The following is a 19,007-nucleotide window of genomic DNA, read 5'->3' as shown; positions in this document are numbered from 1 at the left end:
TTTTTTTTGAATTAAAAATTTAAAGTAAAATAAATGTACATTAAATAATTTTATGCAGTCGTTTAAAATTATTGACAATAAAATTGGCGTTTTTTAAAGTCTGATCTTCTGCCATTGGGTTTTTAAAACCAAAAACAAAAATACCAGCATCATTGGCAGCTTTTACACCGTTATCAGAATCTTCAATTACCACACAGTTTTCTTTTGGGGTAGCACCTAAAACAGCTGCTTTTTCAAAAATTTCTGGATGAGGTTTAGATTCTGTTAAATCTGCACCACTAATTTTAGCTGTAAAGTATTGATTTAAATTAAATCGATTAAAAACTCTGTCGATATTAACCATTGCAGATGAAGAAGCTAAAATTAAAGTTAAACCTTTGTTGTAGCAATGTTTTATCAATTCTTCTACACCTTTAACCAAATGTAAAGTAGGATCGTTTTCAAAGAAATTTACATATCGTTTTCTTTTATCTAAAACCAATTCTTCTGGATCTAAGTCTAAGTTAAAATGTGCCACCAATTTCTGAAAAGCATTAATAGTAGAAGAACCTGTTAAGGTTTTGTATAAATCATCAGAAACAGAAACGCCAATAGAAGTAAAGGTTTCGTAATAGGCTTTTTTATGGATTTCTTCAGAATCTATAATTACGCCATCCATGTCAAAAATAACACATTTTATTTCTTTTGGTAAGTCTCTTTTTATCATTATTTGTTTTTAATATAATTTGTAAATTATGTTTATTTTAATCTAAAAATTTCTCTTCTAATTCAGGGGTTGGTATCATGCAGCTTTCTTTTTTACCAAACCATTTGTATCTGTTTTTTGCAATATAATCATACACGTAGTTTCTAAAACCCTCTGGTAAGAATAAAAAGATTTGACTAAGTGGCCAAATTCCGCCAAAAGTATTCATAATATTTAAGGCTGCTGTAGATTTTACATCATAAGAAACACCTGGTTCGTATAAAATAATCGAATCAATTTTAGAAATATCGATGCCTAATTTTTTAATAATTTCTTTCCCACTTTTAGACTGTAGAGCTGTAAATAAAAAGACGTTTTTTGTATCGTATTTAATCACTTTTAAAACAGCATCATTGCATAAATTACAAACGCCATCAAATAAAATAATCTTTTTGTTTTTTGGTAAATCAATCATTTTGGTACATCCAAATTTAAGTAGACAAAGATACTTTATCTTTTTCTCTAATAGAAAATATTTACGATGGGTTTTTATAGCAATTAGATTAAAATTAAATGATAATTAGAAGCTACAAACTCTAATTTAATTTTAAATTTGAATAACCTAATTTAAGTTAGATATAAATTTAAAAAAAACAGCTATTTTCTTGTAACATTTTTTTTAATTCCTCGTCTTATGTTTGTAATCGAATAAATATGGGCTTTATCTTTAGGTAAGATACATAAAACAATTGCTTTTAATACTTAGTTTAAAATTAACCAACCAAATGATTAGAATAGAAAAACTACACAAATCTTACCCAATTGGTAAAGATTCTCTACACGTTTTAAAAGGTATAGATTTACATATTAAAGAAGGCGAATTTGTTTCTATTATGGGGTCTTCTGGTTCCGGAAAATCTACATTATTAAATATTGTTGGTTTATTAGATGAACATGACGAGGGTGATTATTATTTAAATGGTCAATTAATAAAGAACTTAAATGAAAAAAAAGCAGCCATTCTAAGAAATAAATTTTTAGGGTTTGTTTTTCAATCATTTAATCTAATTTCTTATAAAACAGCTTTAGAAAATGTTGCACTTCCTTTGTATTATAAAGGAATCAATAGAAAAGATCGTTTAAAAATAGCATTAGACTATCTAGATAAAGTTGGTTTAAAAGATTGGGCAAACCATTTACCAAATGAACTTTCTGGTGGACAGAAACAACGTGTGGCTATTGCGAGAGCTTTGGTTACAAAACCAAAAGTTGTTTTAGCAGATGAACCTACTGGAGCATTAGATTCTACAACTACAGATTCTGTAATGGATTTATTAAAAGATATTAATAATGAAGGAATGACGGTTTTTGTAATTACCCATGAAGAGGAAGTTGCAGAACAAACAAAAAGAATTGTGCGTTTAAAAGATGGTCTAATTATTAGTGATGAATACACTAATAATGCAAAAGCAGTTTAATTATGTTTGATTTAGACCGTTGGAGAGAAATTTTTCAGAGCATTAGTAAAAACAAGTTGCGTTCTGCGTTATCTGGTTTTACGGTGGCGTTTGCTATTTTGCTTTTTACACTACTTTTTGGTATTGGTAATGGACTGCAAAACACTTTTAAAAATGAGTTTGCTAAAGACGCCATGAACTCAATTTATATCTGGACAAACAATACTACAAAAGCATATAAAGGAAATCAAATAGGAAGAAAAATTCAATTTAAAAATGACGATTTTACCTATATCAAAGAAACCTTTGGAGATAAAATTCAGACAATAAGTCCTCGAATTCAGCGATCTGAAAATGTGGTTTATAAGGATGAAAAAGATACTTACACAGTAAGAGGTGTATATCCAGAATATTATGTGCTAGAATCTGCCGAGGTTACAGAAGGACGGTTTTTAAATTATAGAGATATTCATGAAAAAGCAAAAGTTGTTGTAATTGGTAGAATGGTTGAAAAAGATTTATTCGGGCAAATAAGCGCTTTTGGGAAACAATTGAATATTGGTGGAATTATTTATCAAGTAATTGGTGTTTTTGCTGATCCAGGAGGAGATAGTGATGAAAGATATATTTATACTCCCTTTACTACTATGCAAAAATTATATGGTAATAATGATTATGTAGATGATTTTGGTATTACTTATAATCCAGATTTAAGTATTGATGAAGCGATTGCTTTTAGTAGTGAAATGCATAGAGAATTAAAGAAAAGACATAATGTTTCTCCTAATGATCAAAGGGGAATTGGGTTAGATAATTACGCAACCGATAACAAAGAAGTGTCAGGCATGATGTTCGGCTTAAGTATTTTAATTCTTGTAATTGGTTTTGGAACCTTGATTGCTGGTGTTGTAGGGATTAGCAATATTATGGTGTACATCGTTAAAGAAAGAACAAAAGAATTAGGAATAAGAAAAGCAGTTGGTGCTACACCAAAAATGATTGTTGGTATGATTATGCAAGAAGCTGTATTTATAACTGCAATTTCTGGTTATGTAGGCTTGTTAATAGGAGTTGGAATTTTAAAACTTGCAGGTCCTAGTTTAGAAAAGTATTTTATTTTAAACCCTAGTGTTTCTCAGCCCGTAGTTATAGGAGCAACCTTAACACTTGTTTGTGCCGGTTTAATTGCAGGATATTTACCTGCCAAAAAAGCAGCAAGAATTAAACCCGTAGAAGCATTAAACGCAGATTAACTATGATATTTTTATTCGAAAAAGATACTTGGCAAGAAATTTATGGTAGTATTCGAAAGAATAAAACCAGAACTGCAATTACTATTTTTGGTGCATTTTGGGGAATCCTTTTATTGGTAGGTTTATTGGGTGCAGCCAAAGGAATTGAAAATAGTTTTAATAGCATGTTTGGTGATTTTGCTACTAATAGTGTTTTTATGTCTGGTAGTAAAACCTCGATGCCTTTTAAAGGATTTCAAGAAGGTAGGCAAATTAATTTAACATTAAGCGATGTCGATAAAATTAGGACAGAAATTGAAGGAGTTCAGTTTGTTGTACCAAGAAACGCAACAGGCGGACAAGTAATACATGGATTAAAAACGGGTAATTTTACCATTTTTGGCGATTTTCCTTTAATAGATAGGGTTCAAAAAAAGAACTTAATCGAAGGGAGGTTTATCAACCAAAGTGACATAGATGAGAACAAAAAAATCTGCGTAATAAGTGAAGGTGTTTATAAAGAATTGTTTGATAAAAATGAAGAAGCCATAGGTACTTATATAAAAGTTAGTGGTATCAATTATAAAGTAGTTGGTGTGTATACTGCTGGTAGGTTTGAAGGAAAAAATAACGTTCATATTCCTTTTAGTACTTTTAAAGTAGTCTATAACAAAGGAGACAAGTTTGAATGGATGGTTGTAACTGGTAAAAAAGAATTCGACATTGTTCAGGTAGAAGCAGATGTAAAACTATTACTAAAAAATTTACATAAAATTCATCCAGATGATAACAGGGCTTTTAGAGGGTTTAATTTAGGAAAAGAAATTTCTAAGGTAACTGGGTTTTTAACCGGAATGCAGTTTTTAACTTGGTTTGTGGGGATTGCAACCTTAATTGCAGGTGTTTTTGCAATTGGTAATATTTTATTGATTACTGTAAAAGAGCGTACAAAAGAAATAGGAATAAGAAGAGCGTTAGGAGCAACACCTAATAAAGTGAGACAACAAATTATATTAGAATCATTATTCTTAACATTATTAGCAGGTTCTTTAGGAATCATTGCTGGGGGAGTTATTTTAATGGTCATCGATTATTTTGAGTTATTAGTAAACCCAACAGTAAACATACCTATTGTTTTAATTGCGTATGCAGTTTTAGTAACTTTAGGAACATTAATAGGTTTTATACCTGCATATATGGCAACAATAGTGAAACCAATAGACGCATTAAGAGAAGAATAAAAAATCAACTAACAAGAATAAATAGAATATAAATGAAAAAAGTAATCATTTTTGGAGGAATAGCTGTTGCATTAATAGCAGTATTAATTTGGTTTGGTAAAAAGAACAGTGCATCGCCAATAGAATACAAAACAGAAAAAGCTTTTAAAGCAACTATCATTAAAAAGAGTATTGCTACCGGTAAAGTTACTCCGTTAGAAGAAGTAGAAATAAAACCACAAATAGCAGGTATTATAGATAGAATTGTTGTTGAAGAAGGTGCTATTGTTAAGGCAGGAGATTTACTAGCAACAGTAAGAGTTGTGCCAAACGAGCAATCTTTAACAAGTGCAAAAGGACGTATTAATTCGGTTCAAATTCAATTGAATAATACAAAAATTCAATATGACAGAAATAGAAAATTATTTGATAAAGGAGTTATTTCTCGTCAGGAATTTGAATCATTAGAGCTTTCATATAATCAAGCTAAAAACGACTTACGTAATGCTCAAAATGATTATCAAATAATTAAAAAAGGATCTGCAGGTTCTTCTGGAGCAAATACAAATATTAGAGCAACAACTTCTGGTATGGTGGTAGAGATTCCTGTTAAAAAAGGATATCAAGTTGTAGAAACAAATGGTTTTAGTGCAGGTACAACAATTGCTACCATTGCAGATATGACTAAAATGATTTTTGAAGGTAAAGTTGATGAGTCAGAAGTTGGTAAATTGGTAAAAGGTACAGAAATTGAAATCTCTTTAGGTGCTATTGAAAACAAGAAATTTCCGGCAGTTTTAAACTTTATTGCACCTAAAGGAACAGAAGAAGCAGGTGCAGTTCAGTTTAAAATAAAAGCAGATGTTTCTTTAGATGATGAGCATTTTATTAGAGCGGGTTATAGTGCAAATGCAGAAATTGTTTTAGAGAGAAAAGACAGTGTTTTGTCTATTAAAGAATCTTTATTACAATTTGATAGAAAAACGGAATTACCTTATGTAGAAATTAAAAATGCCGAAGGAAAATTTGACAAGAAAGATGTTAAATTAGGTACTTCAGACGGTGTAAATGTGGAGATTTTAGAAGGAGTTACCAAAGATGATGAAATTAAAATTTGGAATAAAACCTCTAAAGAGGATGAAGAAAAAGACAATAATTAAAAATTGTTAATAGTATATTTTAAAAAGGAACTCAATTTGAGTTCCTTTTTTTATTTTTAAGCATTCAGATAATGTATCTGAATTGAATTGTCAGTTCGAGCGCAGTCGAGAACTAAAATATAGATGTATGAAACTAAAAAAAGAGTACGATTTAATATGTGTTGGTGGTGGAATTATGAGCGCAACTTTAGCGTTGATAACAAAATTACTAAAACCAGAAATGAATATTTTAATTTTAGAAAGATTAGACAAAGTAGCGCAAGAAAGTTCTGCTGCTTGGAACAATGCGGGTACAGGTCATTCTGCGTTGTGTGAGCTGAACTATTGTCCGGAAGAAGACGGAAAAGTGTCTATAAAAAAAGCCATCGATATTTGTACACAATATGAAACATCAAAACAATTTTGGTCTTATTTAACCAAAGAAGGATTGCTAGATAACCCTGAAGACTTTATTACAACCGTCAAGCATCATAGTTGGGTTTTGGGTGCAGAAAATGCAGCTTATTTAGAAGAACGTTTTAGAACGTTAAAAGAACATTTTATGTTCGATGCTATTGAGTTTACTAAAGAAATAGACACCATGAAAGAATGGTTTCCTTTAATTGCAAATGATAGAACTGAAGATGAAATAATGGCGGCTTCTAAAATGAATAGAGGTACAGAAATGAATTATGGTTCGTTAACAGAGAAGTTGTTTTCTATTTTAGAAAATGAATTTGATACACCGGTTCATTGTAATATGGAAGTATTAGATATAGATCCTGATACAGATTTAGATTGGACTGTAGAAATTAAGAATTTAAAGACGGATAAGGAATATCAATTAGAAGCAGCACATGTTTTTATTGGTGCAGGAGGCGGAAGTTTATTGTTGTTGCAGAAAGTAGAAATTGACGAAAAAGAAGGGTACGGAGGTTTTCCTGTAAGTGGAGAATGGTTGGTTTGTACTAATGACGATGTTATAAATCAGCACAATGCAAAAGTATATTCTAAAGCAGGTTTAGGAGATCCACCAATGTCTACACCACATTTAGATACACGTTATATAGATGGAAAACGTCAATTAATATTTGGTCCTTTTGCAGGTTTTAGCCCTAAGTTTTTAAAAGAAGGTTCTAGTTTAGATTTGTTTAAGTCGATTCAGTTTGATAATATTCCGTCTATGCTGGGTGCTTTTTGGCACAATTTACCATTAACGCAATATTTAATAGAGCAAGTAATGATGAGTAAAGAAGACCGAATGGATTCTTTACGCAAGTTTGTTAAGAATGCAAATTCTAATGATTGGGAAGTTTTAAAAGCAGGTCAGCGTGTACAAATTATAAAAAAAGACGAATTTGAAGGCGGGAAATTACAGTTTGGTACAGAAGTAATATCAAGTAAAGACGGAAGTATTACCTGTTTATTAGGTGCGTCTCCAGGAGCTTCTACAGCAACATCAATAATGTTAGAAGTGGTAGAAAAAGCATTTCCAGAATTGATGCATTCTAAAAAAGGAAAACAACTTTTAAAAGAAATTGTTCCTCTTTATAAAACGGAGGTTACAAAAGAATTGTTTGAAAAGGAATTGGAAAAGAGTAAGGTTGCTTTGGGTTTGTAGTTTAATCTAAAAATGAGTATCTTTAAAATATAAATTTTTTGTTATGATTACAAAAGCAAAATTAATAGAACATATAGAGCAGTTTCCAGAAGAATTTTCGATTGATGATTTGGTAGCAAAACTAATCTTAATAGAAAAATTAGGAAAAGGAAATGAGCAGTCTTTAAAAGGAGAAGTGATTTCTGAACAAGAACTAGAGAAAGAAATTGATACATGGTTCAAATAAGTTGGACTTATCTCGCTTTAAATGATTTACGTGACATCGCTGAATATATCTCTAAAGATTCTAAAGTATATGCAAAACTTCAAGTTACTAGAATTAGGAAAAGAACACATATTTTAAAAAATCAAATATTTTCAGGTAAAATTATTGAAGAACTTCAAAATGAGAATTTTAGAGAACTTATAGAAGGTAATTATAGGATTATCTATAAAGTCGTTTCTAATCATCAAATTGATATTATAACCATTCATCACTCTGCAAGAGATCTATCAAAAAGGAAATTTTAAATTTTTATTATTTAGGTTTTCCATTTTATAAAACAGAAGTTACCAAAGCATTGTTTGAAAAGAGTAAGGTTGCTTTGAACTTATAACGCTCTAAACAACATTAAATGCTTTTTAATATATTGAGAATTACTCCGGAATTTAAAGAGCTTTCTATAGCACCTGTAGAAAATCTATCATTTCTAAAAATAGCTGTTAAAAGCTTGCGTTTCGTTTCAAGATCTATTGTAGAATAATCAAATTCTTTATTTCTTAGGATGCTTCTTCCTTCATCCCAAGAACTCCAATCAAACCCAATCATCCAACCTTGTTGACGGAACAATTTTCTAAAATCACTTATTATTTCTTCATCAACTTTATATAAGTTAGGAGAAATACCATTTTCAATTTTAGTTATATCAATAGATTCAATTACTTTAGAAAGACTAACTATCATGCTTTTTTTCAATAAAGATAAAACTAAAAACCAATCACTTATAAGCATTCAGAAAAAAAACAAAAAAACTTTTTTATCTAAGGCAACCTTTTTAAAACATCTGTAGTCTATATATTTGTAAGGCAGTAAAAACAGAAAAGAGAGGCTTGAAAATTATATCGTTACATAACAAAGAAAAATCGTTAATAAAAAAAGCGATTGACAACAATAGAGAAGCGCAACAACAATTGTTCGAGCAATTTTCTCCTAAAATGTTGGGGGTTTGTAGGCAATATGTAAAAGATGTGCATCACGCAGAAGATTTAATGTTACAAGGGTTTCTAAAAGTTTTTACCAACTTAGATAAATTTAAGCACGAAGGTAGTTTTGAAGGTTGGGTTCGCAGAATTATGGTGAACACTTGTATCTCTTATCTCCGTAAAAAGAATTTAATCGATTTGTCTGACGAAGAGTATGTTTTTAACGATGCAGCTACAGAAAGTTTAGAAAACACATCGGTAGAAGAGATTCAGAAATTGATAGATCAATTACCAGAAGGTTACAAAATGGTGTTTAATTTATTCGCCATAGAAGGTTATAAACATTCAGAAATTGCCGTGAAATTAGGTGTTTCTGAAAGTACATCAAAATCGCAATTATTTAAAGCACGTAAATTATTGCAAGAAAATTATTACAAAATGAATAAAAGAGTTCATGAAAACAAATAGGTTAGATAATAGTATAAAAGATAAGTTACAGCATAGAACGATCAATCCATCGGCTTCTGCTTGGGAACGTTTGTCTACACAATTAGACGAGCAACCAAAGCAAAAGAAAAAAGGCTGGTTTTTTTATGTAGGCGCAGCAGCTAGTATTTTATTATTAATTAGTGTCGGTTTTATTTTTCTGAATAAAAATGAAAAATTAAAACCATCAGAAATTATTATTGTTGAAAACCCGATTGATACGGTTACTATTGATGCAAAAATTGACCAATTTATCAATGAAATTCAAGAAGAGAGAGCGCTTGTTAAAGTTGATGAAATAGAAGAGCAACAAGTAGTAAAGTCTAATAAAAACGGTATTGCAAATAAGAAGGTCATTACGACAAAGAAAGAATATAAAAAAATAATCAATACTGTTGTAGTAGCAGACAATAACAACAAGGCTATTCCGACAACGGAGGAATCTATCAAAACAATTGTAGAAGTATCCGAAGAGCATCCGACGAAGGAGAAAACGATTAAAAAAGAATTTTTAAAACAGAACCAAAATAGTAGCATAAAAATAAATAGTGATGATTTGTTATTCGCGGTAACACATTCGTCTGCAGAGGTAAAAGAATATTACGCAAAGTATGATATTACAAGGGAAGATGTTTTAAGAACCATTAAAGGAGAACTTAAAAAAGGGAATTTTAAAGTGAGTCCGAATGCTATTTTGGCCGAAGTAGAACGCTCAATTAGAGAAGAAGATTTTCAGAATAACTTCTTAAAATCTTTAAAGAAAAGAGTAACAGGTATTGCAACTGCTATTGCAAGTAGAAATGATTAAAAAGAAACACCTTAAGGAATAGTGAAATTAGAAGACGTTTTAATTGAAACTAGTTAACGATAAGGTTTTATCAAAAAAAATAATAAATTTTAAAAACATATAAGATGAAAAGAATACTACTAATATTAGTGTTGTTTAGCACAACTATTGCCTTATCTCAAGTAAAAACATTTGAAAAGGAAGTGAATAAAATTTCTAAAAGAATAGAACGAATTACAGAAAATCAAAAAGATTCTTTAAAAGTAAAAGTGGTTGCTATTGATAAAAGATTAGAAAGCGGAGAAATAACAAAAACAGTTGCAACTACTTTAAAAAGTGAAGTTGCTACGTATCACGCCAGAAAAATTGAGAAGTTAGTAGGAGAGCAGGAACGTTTGTTGCAATTGTTAGTGCAAGATAAAACGAATGGAAAAATAGCGAGTTCTAAGGAGCTTGATGACAATGAAGAGGATGAAAATACGTTTACTGTGGGCAATAGCACTTTTCGCTTAAATATTAATAAAGGGAATAATGATGTGAGCAAGGAAAAGAAAGCTAAAAGATTACCACGTAGAACAACTTCTCAGTTTGTATTTGCAATGGGGGTAAATAATGTATTGAATGATCATGAATTTTCTTCTTTAAAGGATTCTGAATACAAGTTTTGGCAATCTCATTTTTATGAATTAGGTTGGACATGGAAAACACGTTTTTCTAAAAAACCGTCTCAATTGTACTTTAAATATGGTGTTTCTTTTCTTTGGAATAACTTACGTTTAGATGATAATAATGTACATGTAAAAAATGAAGATTTAACCGAAGTAGCACTTTTTGATGACAAGTTATCAGAAAGCAGATTGCGCCATGTACAAATGAATTTTCCCATGCATGTAGAGTGGGACCTTTCTAAAAACAAAATAAATAAAGACGGAGTTAAAAGAGATAGAACCCATAATTCTGTTCGATTAGGTGTTGGAGGTTTTGTAGGGTTTAAATTAGGGACAAGACAGTATTTAGAATATAAAGATACTAATGGTGTTGATCAAAAAGTGGTTCAAAAAGATAATTTTAATATGAATACCGTTAATTATGGTTTAAGTGCTTATGTAGGGTATAAATCTACCAGCTTTTATCTAATATATGATTTGAATCCATTGTTTAAAAATACAGAAACAAGAAACATTTCTATGGGAATTCGCTTAGATTTAAACTAAAACGTTAAAGATTATATTATTTGTATTAATGTTTTCTTATGTTTATTGAATATATGATAATTAAAGTAAAAGGAAATTTGTATAAAATCATTTTAATTCAAAAAAAAATAGGGCATTAGTAAAAATAACAAATATCAAATATTTTGTTAAATTATAAACAAAAAGGCTTTAAATTTACTTGCTTAAAATATCTAAATTAAGCCATAATGAAAGTTGGAATCCCTAAAGAAATTAAGAATAACGAGAGTAGAGTTGGTATGACACCTGCAGGTGTTTTTGAGTTGACTAAAAAAAATCATACTGTTTTTGTACAATCGACAGCAGGTGAAGGAAGTGGTTTTTTTGATGCAGATTATATTAAAGTAGGTGCAACTATTTTACCTACCATAGAAGAGGTTTACAGTCTGAGTGAAATGATTGTAAAAGTAAAAGAACCTATTGCTTTAGAGTATCCTTTAATAAAGGAAGATCAAATTGTTTTTACGTATTTTCATTTTGCATCTTGCGAGCCTTTAACAAAGGCAATGATAGAAAGTAAATCTATTTGTATTGCTTACGAAACGGTAGAAGATAGCGACGGAACTTTACCTTTATTAACACCTATGTCTGAAGTTGCAGGAAGAATGGCAATTCAGCAAGGAGCTAAATATTTAGAAAAGCCAATTAAAGGACGTGGTATTTTATTAGGTGGTGTACCAGGTGTTGCCCCAGGAAAAGTATTAATTTTAGGAGCAGGAGTTGTTGGAGTACAAGCAGCTAAAATGGCAGCAGGTTTAGGTGCTCATGTAACAATTATGGATATTAATATGAAACGTTTACGTTATGTAAATGATGTATTACCAAACCATGTTACCACTGCTTTTTCTAGCGAATATAGTATTAGACAGTTAATTAAAACACACGATTTAATTATTGGTGGCGTTTTGGTAAAAGGAGGGAAGGCTCCAAAATTAATTACAAAAGACATGCTTAAAGACATGCGTCCAGGAACTGTTATTGTTGATGTTGCAGTAGACCAAGGAGGTTGTTTTGAAACAACAAAAGCAACCACACATGAAGATCCAACATTTATTATAGATGATGTAGTACATTATTGTGTTGCAAATATGCCAGGAGCTGTACCTTATACATCTACTATTGCTTTAACAAATGTAACATTACCTTATATTATAAATTTAGCCAACAAAGGTTGGGAAGAAGCTTGTGCTACAGATGCATGTTTAGATAAAGGATTAAATATTATAAAAGGAAAAATTGTTTATAAAGAAATTAGTGAAGCGTTTCAATTAGAAGCTTTTGAGGTTTAATTGAATTTTTACTAGAATATTTTTTGAAAAGTCTCCAGTGTTGTTTTTGTGTTGCAACCTGGAGATTTTATAATATATTCTAAAATTACAACCACTGTTATTAAACTTAATTATTCTTGTTGATGTAGTATATAAAGATTCTTAGTTAAAGATAAATACAGAAGTACCTGCATCTTACTAATTAAAAACTGAATACAATTTCTTTTATAAAAGAAGAATAACTGCTATATATAATGTTAATTATAAAAAAGTTATTATATTTGCAGCCTTAAAAATAAACAATAAATATTTAATTTATGAATCATTACGAAACTGTTTTCATTTTGAATCCCGTTTTATCTGATACTCAGATAAAGGAGACAGTACAAAAATTCGAGGATTATTTAGTTTCCAAAGGAGCTGAAATGATCTCAAAAGAGAATTGGGGCTTAAAGAAATTAGCCTACCCAATCCAAAAGAAAAAAAGTGGTTTTTATCACTTATTTGAGTTTAAAATTGCTGGAGAAGAAATCTCTGCATATGAGTTAGAATTTAGAAGAGATGATAGCATTATGCGTTACCTTTCTGTTAGATTAGACAAACATGCTGCTGCTTGGGCAAAAATTAGAACTGAACGTGTTAAATCTACTAAAAAATAAGAAATGGCATCAATAGAACAACAAGCAAAAGGCGGTAAATCTGCTGACGTTAGATATTTAACGCCATTAGATATAGACACTAAAAAAGAAGCAAAATACTGTAGATTCAAGAAGAAAGATATCAAGTATATCGACTTTAAAGATGCAGACTTCTTAATGTATTTAGTAAATGAACAAGGTAAAATTTTACCAAGACGTTTAACAGGAACATCATTAAAATATCAACGTAAAGTTGCGCAAGCAATTAAAAGAGCGCGTCATTTAGCGTTAATGCCTTACGTTGGAGATATGTTAAAATAATAAAGAGGTAGAACATGGAATTGATATTAAGACAAGACGTAGAAAATTTAGGATTTAAAGACGATATCGTAGAGGTTAAAAACGGTTATGGTAGAAACTTTTTAATCCCTACAAGACAAGCAGTTTTAGCTACTTCATCTGCAAAGAAAGTTTTAGCAGAGAATTTAAAACAACGTGCTTACAAAGAAGCTAAATTAATTGAAGACGCTAATGTAATAGCTGAAACAGTTAAAGGATATGAAATTAAAATTACATCTAAAGTTGGTTCTGGAGACAAATTATTTGGTTCTGTAAACAACATAGATTTAGCCGCAGCTCTTGCAAAAGCAGGAACAGACTTAGATAAGAAATTTATTAAAGTTGTTGGTGGTTCTGTAAAAAGATTAGGTAAATACGAAGCATCTGTAAGATTACACAGAGCAGTAGTTGCTGATATTATTTTTGAAGTTGTTGCTGAATAAGTAATAATTATTAAATAATTGTTAAGAAATAAAAGTCTACTTTAACGAGTAGACTTTTTTTTTGCTTTATTTTTGTTTAAATCAAATTCAAAAATAATATGAAGCAAAAATTACTTTTTTTATGTTCGTTCATTTTAATGTTTAGTTTAAGTGCTCATGCACAAACAACTACATCAAAAATAAAAGGAACAATTACGGAAATTAGCGGAGAGCCTTTGTATGGTGCAACCATTGTTGCTACCCATACACCTACAGGTACAGTCTCTGGTACAACAGCTCAAGATAACGGTAGATATACTTTATCTAATTTAAGAATTGGAGGTCCATATACGATTACGATTAGCTATTTAGGTTTTAAATCTAAAAAAGTAACAAATGTATTTTTAACATTGGGTAAAACAACCAATATTAATGCTGTTTTATCTGAAGATAGCAATACTTTAGAAGAAATTGTAATCAGTTCTGGTAAAAACAGTGTTTTTAATAATGATAGAACAGGAGCACAGACAAGTATTAGAACTAAAGATTTAAAAACATTACCAACAATATCTAGGTCAGCGTCAGATTTTACACGTTTAGATCCTTCTGCATCGGGTGGTTCTTTTGGTGGTAGAAATGACCAGTTTAATAATTTCACCTTAGATGGTTCTATTTTTAACAATCCATTTGGTTTAGACGCAGCAACTCCTGGAGGTCAAACAGCTTCTCAACCTGTGTCTTTAGATGCTATAGAACAAATTTCTGTTTCTACAGCTCCTTATGATGTTACTTTATCTGGCTTTACAGGTGCTTCTGTAAACGCAGTAACAAAAAGTGGAACAAATACAGTAACCGGAACCGCTTACGGATATTACAGAAATCAAGATTTTACGGGAGGAAAAATTAAAGGAGAAAGTATTTTTGTTCCTAAATTATCTCAATCTCAAATAGGGGCAAGTATTGGAGCTCCTATCATAAAAGACAAATTGTTTGTTTTTGTAAATTTCGAAAAAGACAATAGATCAGATTTAGGTCAGTCTTGGTTGCCAAACACAGGTTCTGGAGCTATTAATGAGTCTAGAGTTTTAAAAGCAGATTTAGATGAAGTACAAAGTGCCTTAGCAGGTATTGGTTACAATACAGGTGCTTATGAAGGTTTTACACATAATTCTAATAGTACAAAAGGGTTGTTTAAATTAGATTGGAATGTGAATAAGGATAATCGTATTTCATTTGTGTACAATTTTTTAAATGCTTCTAGAGATTTACCAGCGCACCCAACAGCATTAGGTTTTAGAGGTCCAAGTTCTCAAATGTTACAGTTTGAAAATACAGGGTATCAAATTAATAATAATTTGAATTCTTTTTTATTGGAATTAAATTCTACGATAACAGATAACATTACAAACAAATTTCAAGCAGGATACACACATTTTGATGATTTTAGAAAAGCTAAATCGGCACCTATGCCAGCATTTAGAATTCAAGATGGTAATGGTGGTAACTATATAATTGCAGGTCACGAACCTTTTTCAATTAACAATACCTTAGATCAAAAAGTATTTCAAATAACCAATAATTTAAATATAAGTAAGGGAGACCATAATTATACTGTTGGTTTTTCTTTTGAAAAATTTGAATTTGACAACTCATTTAATTTAGGAGCGTATGGTTTTGGAGATGCTAGAGGTTATGTTGGTGCATTTGGAGGAGATTTTGCAAGTATGGATGCTTTTAGAACAGGAGTAACCAATGGTCTTTTAGCAGACGCAATGACTGCAGCTCAAAACACTTTTAAAAATAATAACGACAATGATTCTTGGGCATTGGCAGAAACAAATGTAGGTCAGTTTGCTTTTTATGTACAAGATGATTGGAATATCAACGATAATTTTAAATTGTCTTATGGTGTTCGTTTTGATAAACCTTTATTTTTCGATTCTGCAGATAAAGCACAAGATGTTATCGACAAAAGTTTTTACTTACCTAACAATCCATATACAGACCCTTCTACCGGAGAAACAGTATTTTTTGATTCTACAAAAATGCCAAACAACAACTTCTTAATTTCACCAAGAATTGGTTTTAATTGGGATGTTAATGGAGATAGTTCTTTACAATTACGTGGTGGTTCTGGGTTATTTACAGGACGTTTTCCTTTTGTTTGGTTAGGTAACCAAATAGCAAATCCTAATGTGTTTTTCTACCAAGTGGTAGATCCAGATTTTAAATTTCCACAAGTTTGGAGAACAAGTTTGGGTGCAGATGTAAAATTAAAAGATGGTACTATTTTAACTACAGATCTTTCTTATACAAAAGACATTAATGGTGCCCATGTACAAAACTGGGGATTAAAAACACCAACCGGAACTTTAGCAGGTGGTATAGATAATAGATTGGTGTACACAGATACAGACAGAAGTCCTAATTGGGGCGGACCAAATGATAAATCAAATGCCTATGTATTTACAAATTCTAACAAAGGACGAACTTTAAATGCTTCTTTAAAAGCACAGAAAAATTTTGATAACGGCTTGTATTTAATGGCTGCTTATAATTTCTTAAACTCTAAAGATGTAAATTCTATTGAAGCAGAAATAACAGGAGATGCTTTCAATTTTAATCCGGTTTTATCTAACTCAAATGACGCTACTTTAGCGCACTCTAAATACGGAGATACACAACGTTTTATTGGTGTTGCTTCTAAATCTTGGAACTATGGTACCAATGATAAATGGACAACCACCATTTCTTCTTTTTACGAATTAGCAAAAGGAGGTCGTTTTAACTATACCTATGCAGGAGACATTAATAATGATGGTTCTAATTTAAATGATTTAATTTATATTCCTACAGATAGCCAAATTGATGCAATGACATTTAAAGCACCTGTTAATTCTGGAGATTTATCTATTGCAGATCAAAAATCAGGATTAAAAAATTATATAAATCAAGACGATTATTTAAACGGTAGAAAAGGTCAGTACGCAGAGCGTTACGGAGCATTATCTCCTTGGAGAGGAAAAATGGATGTAAAATTTATTCAGAATTTAAAATTAGCAAACAATAATTCATTAGAATTTACCATAGATATTTTAAACTTTGGTAACTTATTAAACTCTAATTGGGGCTTAGTGCAACAACCAGATGCAGTGCAATTGTTAGGTGTTACTGTAGACAATGCAGGTTTACCAACTTATAGTTTTAATTCAGATTTAAAAGAAACATTTGTGTATAATTCTACATTATTATCTAGATGGCAAGCGCAAGTTGGTTTAAGATATTCTTTCTAAATCAATAAAGAATTCAGATATTTGAACCGCCCATAATTGGGCGGTTTTTTTTACCATAAATTATGAAATACAGACAACTTACCAAAGAGCAATTTGAAAGCTTACACGAAGATTTTGCACGTTTTTTAGCAACACAAAGTATCGATGCTAAAGAATGGAATCAAATTAAAAAAGAAACACCACAAATTGCAGAAGATGAAATGAATGTTTTTTCTGATGTTGTTTGGGACGATGTTTTAACAAAAACAAACTATGTAGAGCATTTTTCTAAAACATCTGTAAACCTTTTTAAGTGTGATGCAGAAGAAATACATAGAATTGCCATTAAGATTACTTGGGATATTAATTTACTAGAGCAAAAAGGCTTTGAGTGGTTAATGCAAAACCCAATGGATAATTCTGTAGAAATTTTTAAAGGCACAAAACCGTATAATAATGACGAAAGAAATACTGAAATTTTCGATTTAATAGAAAAAGGAAGTTCTATTTCTAAAGGAGAAATCTTTGAGTACTTTAGTCAGTTGGTTTCTTAATTTTTTTAGAAGCTATTTCCTGCTTTCACTACTCGCTTTTATTGCCAAAAAAATGGCAATAAAGAGCTCAAACAAACCGTTCAATCAGGGCTAAACAACCTTGTTAGCTTTCTGTTTTAGTAAAAGTAAATAGTATATATAATATCAAATAAAAAATCTGTCAGTTTTAAAAAACTGACAGATTTTTTTAATATTACGCTTCCTCTAAAGCTTTACGAGTCTGTTTAATGGTCAGTGTACTTCCGTCGTGGCTCCATCCAGGAGCAGCAAAAGCATACATAAATTTATGATACAGATTCTTAGATTTTTTCATATCATTCCAAATATCCTTATATTCATGTGTTAAAATCACTAAAGGATTATAAGAATCTGGCGGAGTAGTTACACCATATTTTATTTCAATACTTTCATCAAGCTCTTTCCAAGTTCCAAAAATTCTATCAAATACATTTAAAAACCCACCATGATTTTTATCCATATATTCCATATTCTGGGCATGATGTACTTGGTGCATTGTATGTGTATTAAATATTTTTTCTAAGAAACCTAATTTAGGTACATAAACAGTATGTAATTGAAATTGCCATAAAGCCTCAATACCTAAGCATACAACCAACATTTCTGGCGGAAAACCAATAGCAGTAATCCACATATAAAAAAAAGGTTTGTAAAGAATTGTAAACCAACCATTTCTTACAGCAGTACCTAAATTAAAATTGTCGGAAGAATGATGTACAATATGTGCTGCCCAAAGAAAACGAACATTATGGTTTTGTCTGTGAAACCAATAATAACTAAAATCGTCTAAAAGCTGACAAATTATCCAAATATACCAAGCATAACCAAAAGACTCATAACCCATTATATTTATACGAACTCCATCTACAAGTGGGTTAAAAACATCGTACACAAAATTAAACAATACAATTGCAGCAATGGTTTTTGTTAAAGGAGCCAAAATAGCCGAACCAATTCCCATTGTAAGACTTGCAGCTAAATCTTTCCATTTATAAAGTTTTTTGTTTTCTTCTTTTTTATGATGTTTGCTATAAGCTAATTCTACTAAAATTAGTCCTAAAAAACAAGGAACACCATATACTAGTGGGTTTGTAAAATCCATTTACTATTTTATATTTCGAAAAAATTAAGTGAAAATAAGGAAAATCCCTTAGTGTCTGTAACGTTGTTTTCTTTAAAAAATTATAAAAAAGTTTAAAAAAATGCAATTTATAGATAATAATTTAAAAAACTAATTATTAACGAAGTGTTTTCTGTTGATATTTTTTTTATGCTTTTATTGTGATAAGCAAAAATGAATCAATTTTTATAACTAGAATCTACAAATCATTATCAGTTTTCTTTTTTAATACGAGTTACAAGTAGTAATCTAAAGAGGTATTTATGTTTAAGCCACCTAAATATTCGTAAATTTGAATGCTATATAAAAGTTTTAAAAATAATCGATACATCATT

General features: G+C 30.4%; 20 protein-coding genes. 16 read left to right on the top strand and 4 right to left on the bottom strand.

Going from position 1 to position 19,007, the window contains the following annotated elements:
• Positions 1 to 40: 40 nt before the first annotated feature.
• Both GQR92_RS02820 and GQR92_RS02815 read right to left on the bottom strand, forming a co-directional pair.
• Positions 41 to 706 (bottom strand): HAD family hydrolase, encoded by a 666-nt coding sequence (locus GQR92_RS02820; RefSeq protein WP_158837700.1) that lies wholly within the window; start codon positions 704 to 706, stop codon positions 41 to 43.
• Between the two features lie 37 nt (positions 707 to 743).
• Positions 744 to 1,160: a thiol-disulfide oxidoreductase DCC family protein gene (locus GQR92_RS02815; protein ID WP_158837699.1), complete on the bottom strand. Its 417-nt coding sequence runs from the start codon at positions 1,158 to 1,160 to the stop codon at positions 744 to 746.
• Positions 1,161 to 1,470: 310 nt separating this feature from the next.
• Here GQR92_RS02815 and GQR92_RS02810 point away from each other — a divergent pair, with 310 nt between their 5' ends.
• From GQR92_RS02810 to GQR92_RS02780, 7 genes are all read left to right on the top strand, one after another.
• Positions 1,471 to 2,163, top strand: coding sequence for an ABC transporter ATP-binding protein (locus GQR92_RS02810; protein WP_158837698.1), 693 nt, complete (start codon positions 1,471 to 1,473; stop codon positions 2,161 to 2,163).
• Positions 2,164 to 2,165: 2 nt separating this feature from the next.
• Positions 2,166 to 3,395: an ABC transporter permease gene (locus tag GQR92_RS02805; protein ID WP_158837697.1), complete on the top strand. Its 1,230-nt coding sequence runs from the start codon at positions 2,166 to 2,168 to the stop codon at positions 3,393 to 3,395.
• A 2-nt stretch (positions 3,396 to 3,397) separates the two neighbouring features.
• Positions 3,398 to 4,615, top strand: coding sequence for an ABC transporter permease (locus GQR92_RS02800; protein ID WP_158837696.1), 1,218 nt, complete (start codon positions 3,398 to 3,400; stop codon positions 4,613 to 4,615).
• 32 nt (positions 4,616 to 4,647) lie between these two features.
• A complete protein-coding gene (locus GQR92_RS02795) occupies positions 4,648 to 5,754 on the top strand; it encodes an efflux RND transporter periplasmic adaptor subunit (protein ID WP_158837695.1) in 1,107 nt (368 codons plus the stop codon).
• A gap of 127 nt (positions 5,755 to 5,881) precedes the next feature.
• Positions 5,882 to 7,354, top strand: coding sequence for a malate dehydrogenase (quinone) (gene mqo, locus GQR92_RS02790; RefSeq protein WP_158837694.1), 1,473 nt, complete (start codon positions 5,882 to 5,884; stop codon positions 7,352 to 7,354).
• A gap of 43 nt (positions 7,355 to 7,397) precedes the next feature.
• Positions 7,398 to 7,580 carry a hypothetical protein gene (locus GQR92_RS02785; protein ID WP_158837693.1) on the top strand — a complete coding sequence of 61 codons (183 nt, stop codon included), beginning with the start codon at positions 7,398 to 7,400 and terminating at the stop codon, positions 7,578 to 7,580.
• Positions 7,568 to 7,864 (top strand): type II toxin-antitoxin system RelE/ParE family toxin, encoded by a 297-nt coding sequence (locus GQR92_RS02780; RefSeq protein ID WP_158837692.1) that lies wholly within the window; start codon positions 7,568 to 7,570, stop codon positions 7,862 to 7,864. Before GQR92_RS02785 ends, GQR92_RS02780 begins: the two co-directional genes overlap by 13 nt.
• 100 nt (positions 7,865 to 7,964) lie before the next feature.
• Here GQR92_RS02780 and GQR92_RS02775 read toward each other — a convergent pair whose 3' ends face one another.
• Positions 7,965 to 8,297, bottom strand: a complete 333-nt coding sequence (locus tag GQR92_RS02775) for a DUF6508 domain-containing protein (RefSeq protein ID WP_158837691.1) — start codon at positions 8,295 to 8,297, stop codon at positions 7,965 to 7,967.
• A gap of 146 nt (positions 8,298 to 8,443) precedes the next feature.
• Between GQR92_RS02775 and GQR92_RS02770 the strand changes: the two genes are divergently transcribed.
• The 9 genes from GQR92_RS02770 (at position 8,444) to GQR92_RS02730 (ending at position 17,534) form a co-directional block, all read left to right on the top strand.
• Positions 8,444 to 9,004 (top strand): RNA polymerase sigma factor, encoded by a 561-nt coding sequence (locus tag GQR92_RS02770; RefSeq protein WP_158837690.1) that lies wholly within the window; start codon positions 8,444 to 8,446, stop codon positions 9,002 to 9,004.
• Complete coding sequence (locus tag GQR92_RS02765; RefSeq protein WP_158837689.1) at positions 8,991 to 9,830, top strand: hypothetical protein; 840 nt, start codon at positions 8,991 to 8,993, stop codon at positions 9,828 to 9,830. The genes GQR92_RS02770 and GQR92_RS02765 overlap by 14 nt, the downstream gene beginning before the upstream one ends.
• Before the next feature lie 104 nt (positions 9,831 to 9,934).
• Positions 9,935 to 11,023 carry a hypothetical protein gene (locus GQR92_RS02760; RefSeq protein WP_158837688.1) on the top strand — a complete coding sequence of 363 codons (1,089 nt, stop codon included), beginning with the start codon at positions 9,935 to 9,937 and terminating at the stop codon, positions 11,021 to 11,023.
• Between the two features lie 206 nt (positions 11,024 to 11,229).
• Positions 11,230 to 12,330 (top strand): alanine dehydrogenase, encoded by a 1,101-nt coding sequence (gene ald, locus GQR92_RS02755; RefSeq protein ID WP_158837687.1) that lies wholly within the window; start codon positions 11,230 to 11,232, stop codon positions 12,328 to 12,330.
• A gap of 296 nt (positions 12,331 to 12,626) precedes the next feature.
• Positions 12,627 to 12,968, top strand: a complete 342-nt coding sequence (rpsF, locus tag GQR92_RS02750; protein ID WP_158837686.1) for a 30S ribosomal protein S6 — start codon at positions 12,627 to 12,629, stop codon at positions 12,966 to 12,968.
• Between the two features lie 3 nt (positions 12,969 to 12,971).
• Positions 12,972 to 13,268, top strand: a complete 297-nt coding sequence (rpsR, locus tag GQR92_RS02745; RefSeq protein ID WP_068452452.1) for a 30S ribosomal protein S18 — start codon at positions 12,972 to 12,974, stop codon at positions 13,266 to 13,268.
• A gap of 14 nt (positions 13,269 to 13,282) precedes the next feature.
• The gene (gene rplI, locus GQR92_RS02740) at positions 13,283 to 13,729 is read left to right on the top strand and encodes a 50S ribosomal protein L9 (protein ID WP_158837685.1); all 447 of its coding nucleotides are present in this window, start codon (positions 13,283 to 13,285) and stop codon (positions 13,727 to 13,729) included.
• A gap of 98 nt (positions 13,730 to 13,827) precedes the next feature.
• A complete protein-coding gene (locus GQR92_RS02735; RefSeq protein WP_158837684.1) occupies positions 13,828 to 17,001 on the top strand; it encodes a TonB-dependent receptor in 3,174 nt (1,057 codons plus the stop codon).
• Positions 17,002 to 17,063: 62 nt separating this feature from the next.
• Positions 17,064 to 17,534: a DUF6495 family protein gene (locus tag GQR92_RS02730; protein ID WP_158837683.1), complete on the top strand. Its 471-nt coding sequence runs from the start codon at positions 17,064 to 17,066 to the stop codon at positions 17,532 to 17,534.
• A 193-nt stretch (positions 17,535 to 17,727) separates the two neighbouring features.
• Here GQR92_RS02730 and GQR92_RS02725 read toward each other — a convergent pair whose 3' ends face one another.
• Positions 17,728 to 18,654 carry a sterol desaturase family protein gene (locus tag GQR92_RS02725; RefSeq protein ID WP_158837682.1) on the bottom strand — a complete coding sequence of 309 codons (927 nt, stop codon included), beginning with the start codon at positions 18,652 to 18,654 and terminating at the stop codon, positions 17,728 to 17,730.
• Between the last annotated feature and the right edge of the window lie 353 nt (positions 18,655 to 19,007).

Source organism: Polaribacter sp. L3A8, from assembly GCF_009796785.1.
In the GTDB taxonomy this organism is placed as follows: domain Bacteria; phylum Bacteroidota; class Bacteroidia; order Flavobacteriales; family Flavobacteriaceae; genus Polaribacter.
Note: the sequence above shows the minus strand (reverse complement) of the source record. Positions and strands in the feature narration are given on the sequence as shown.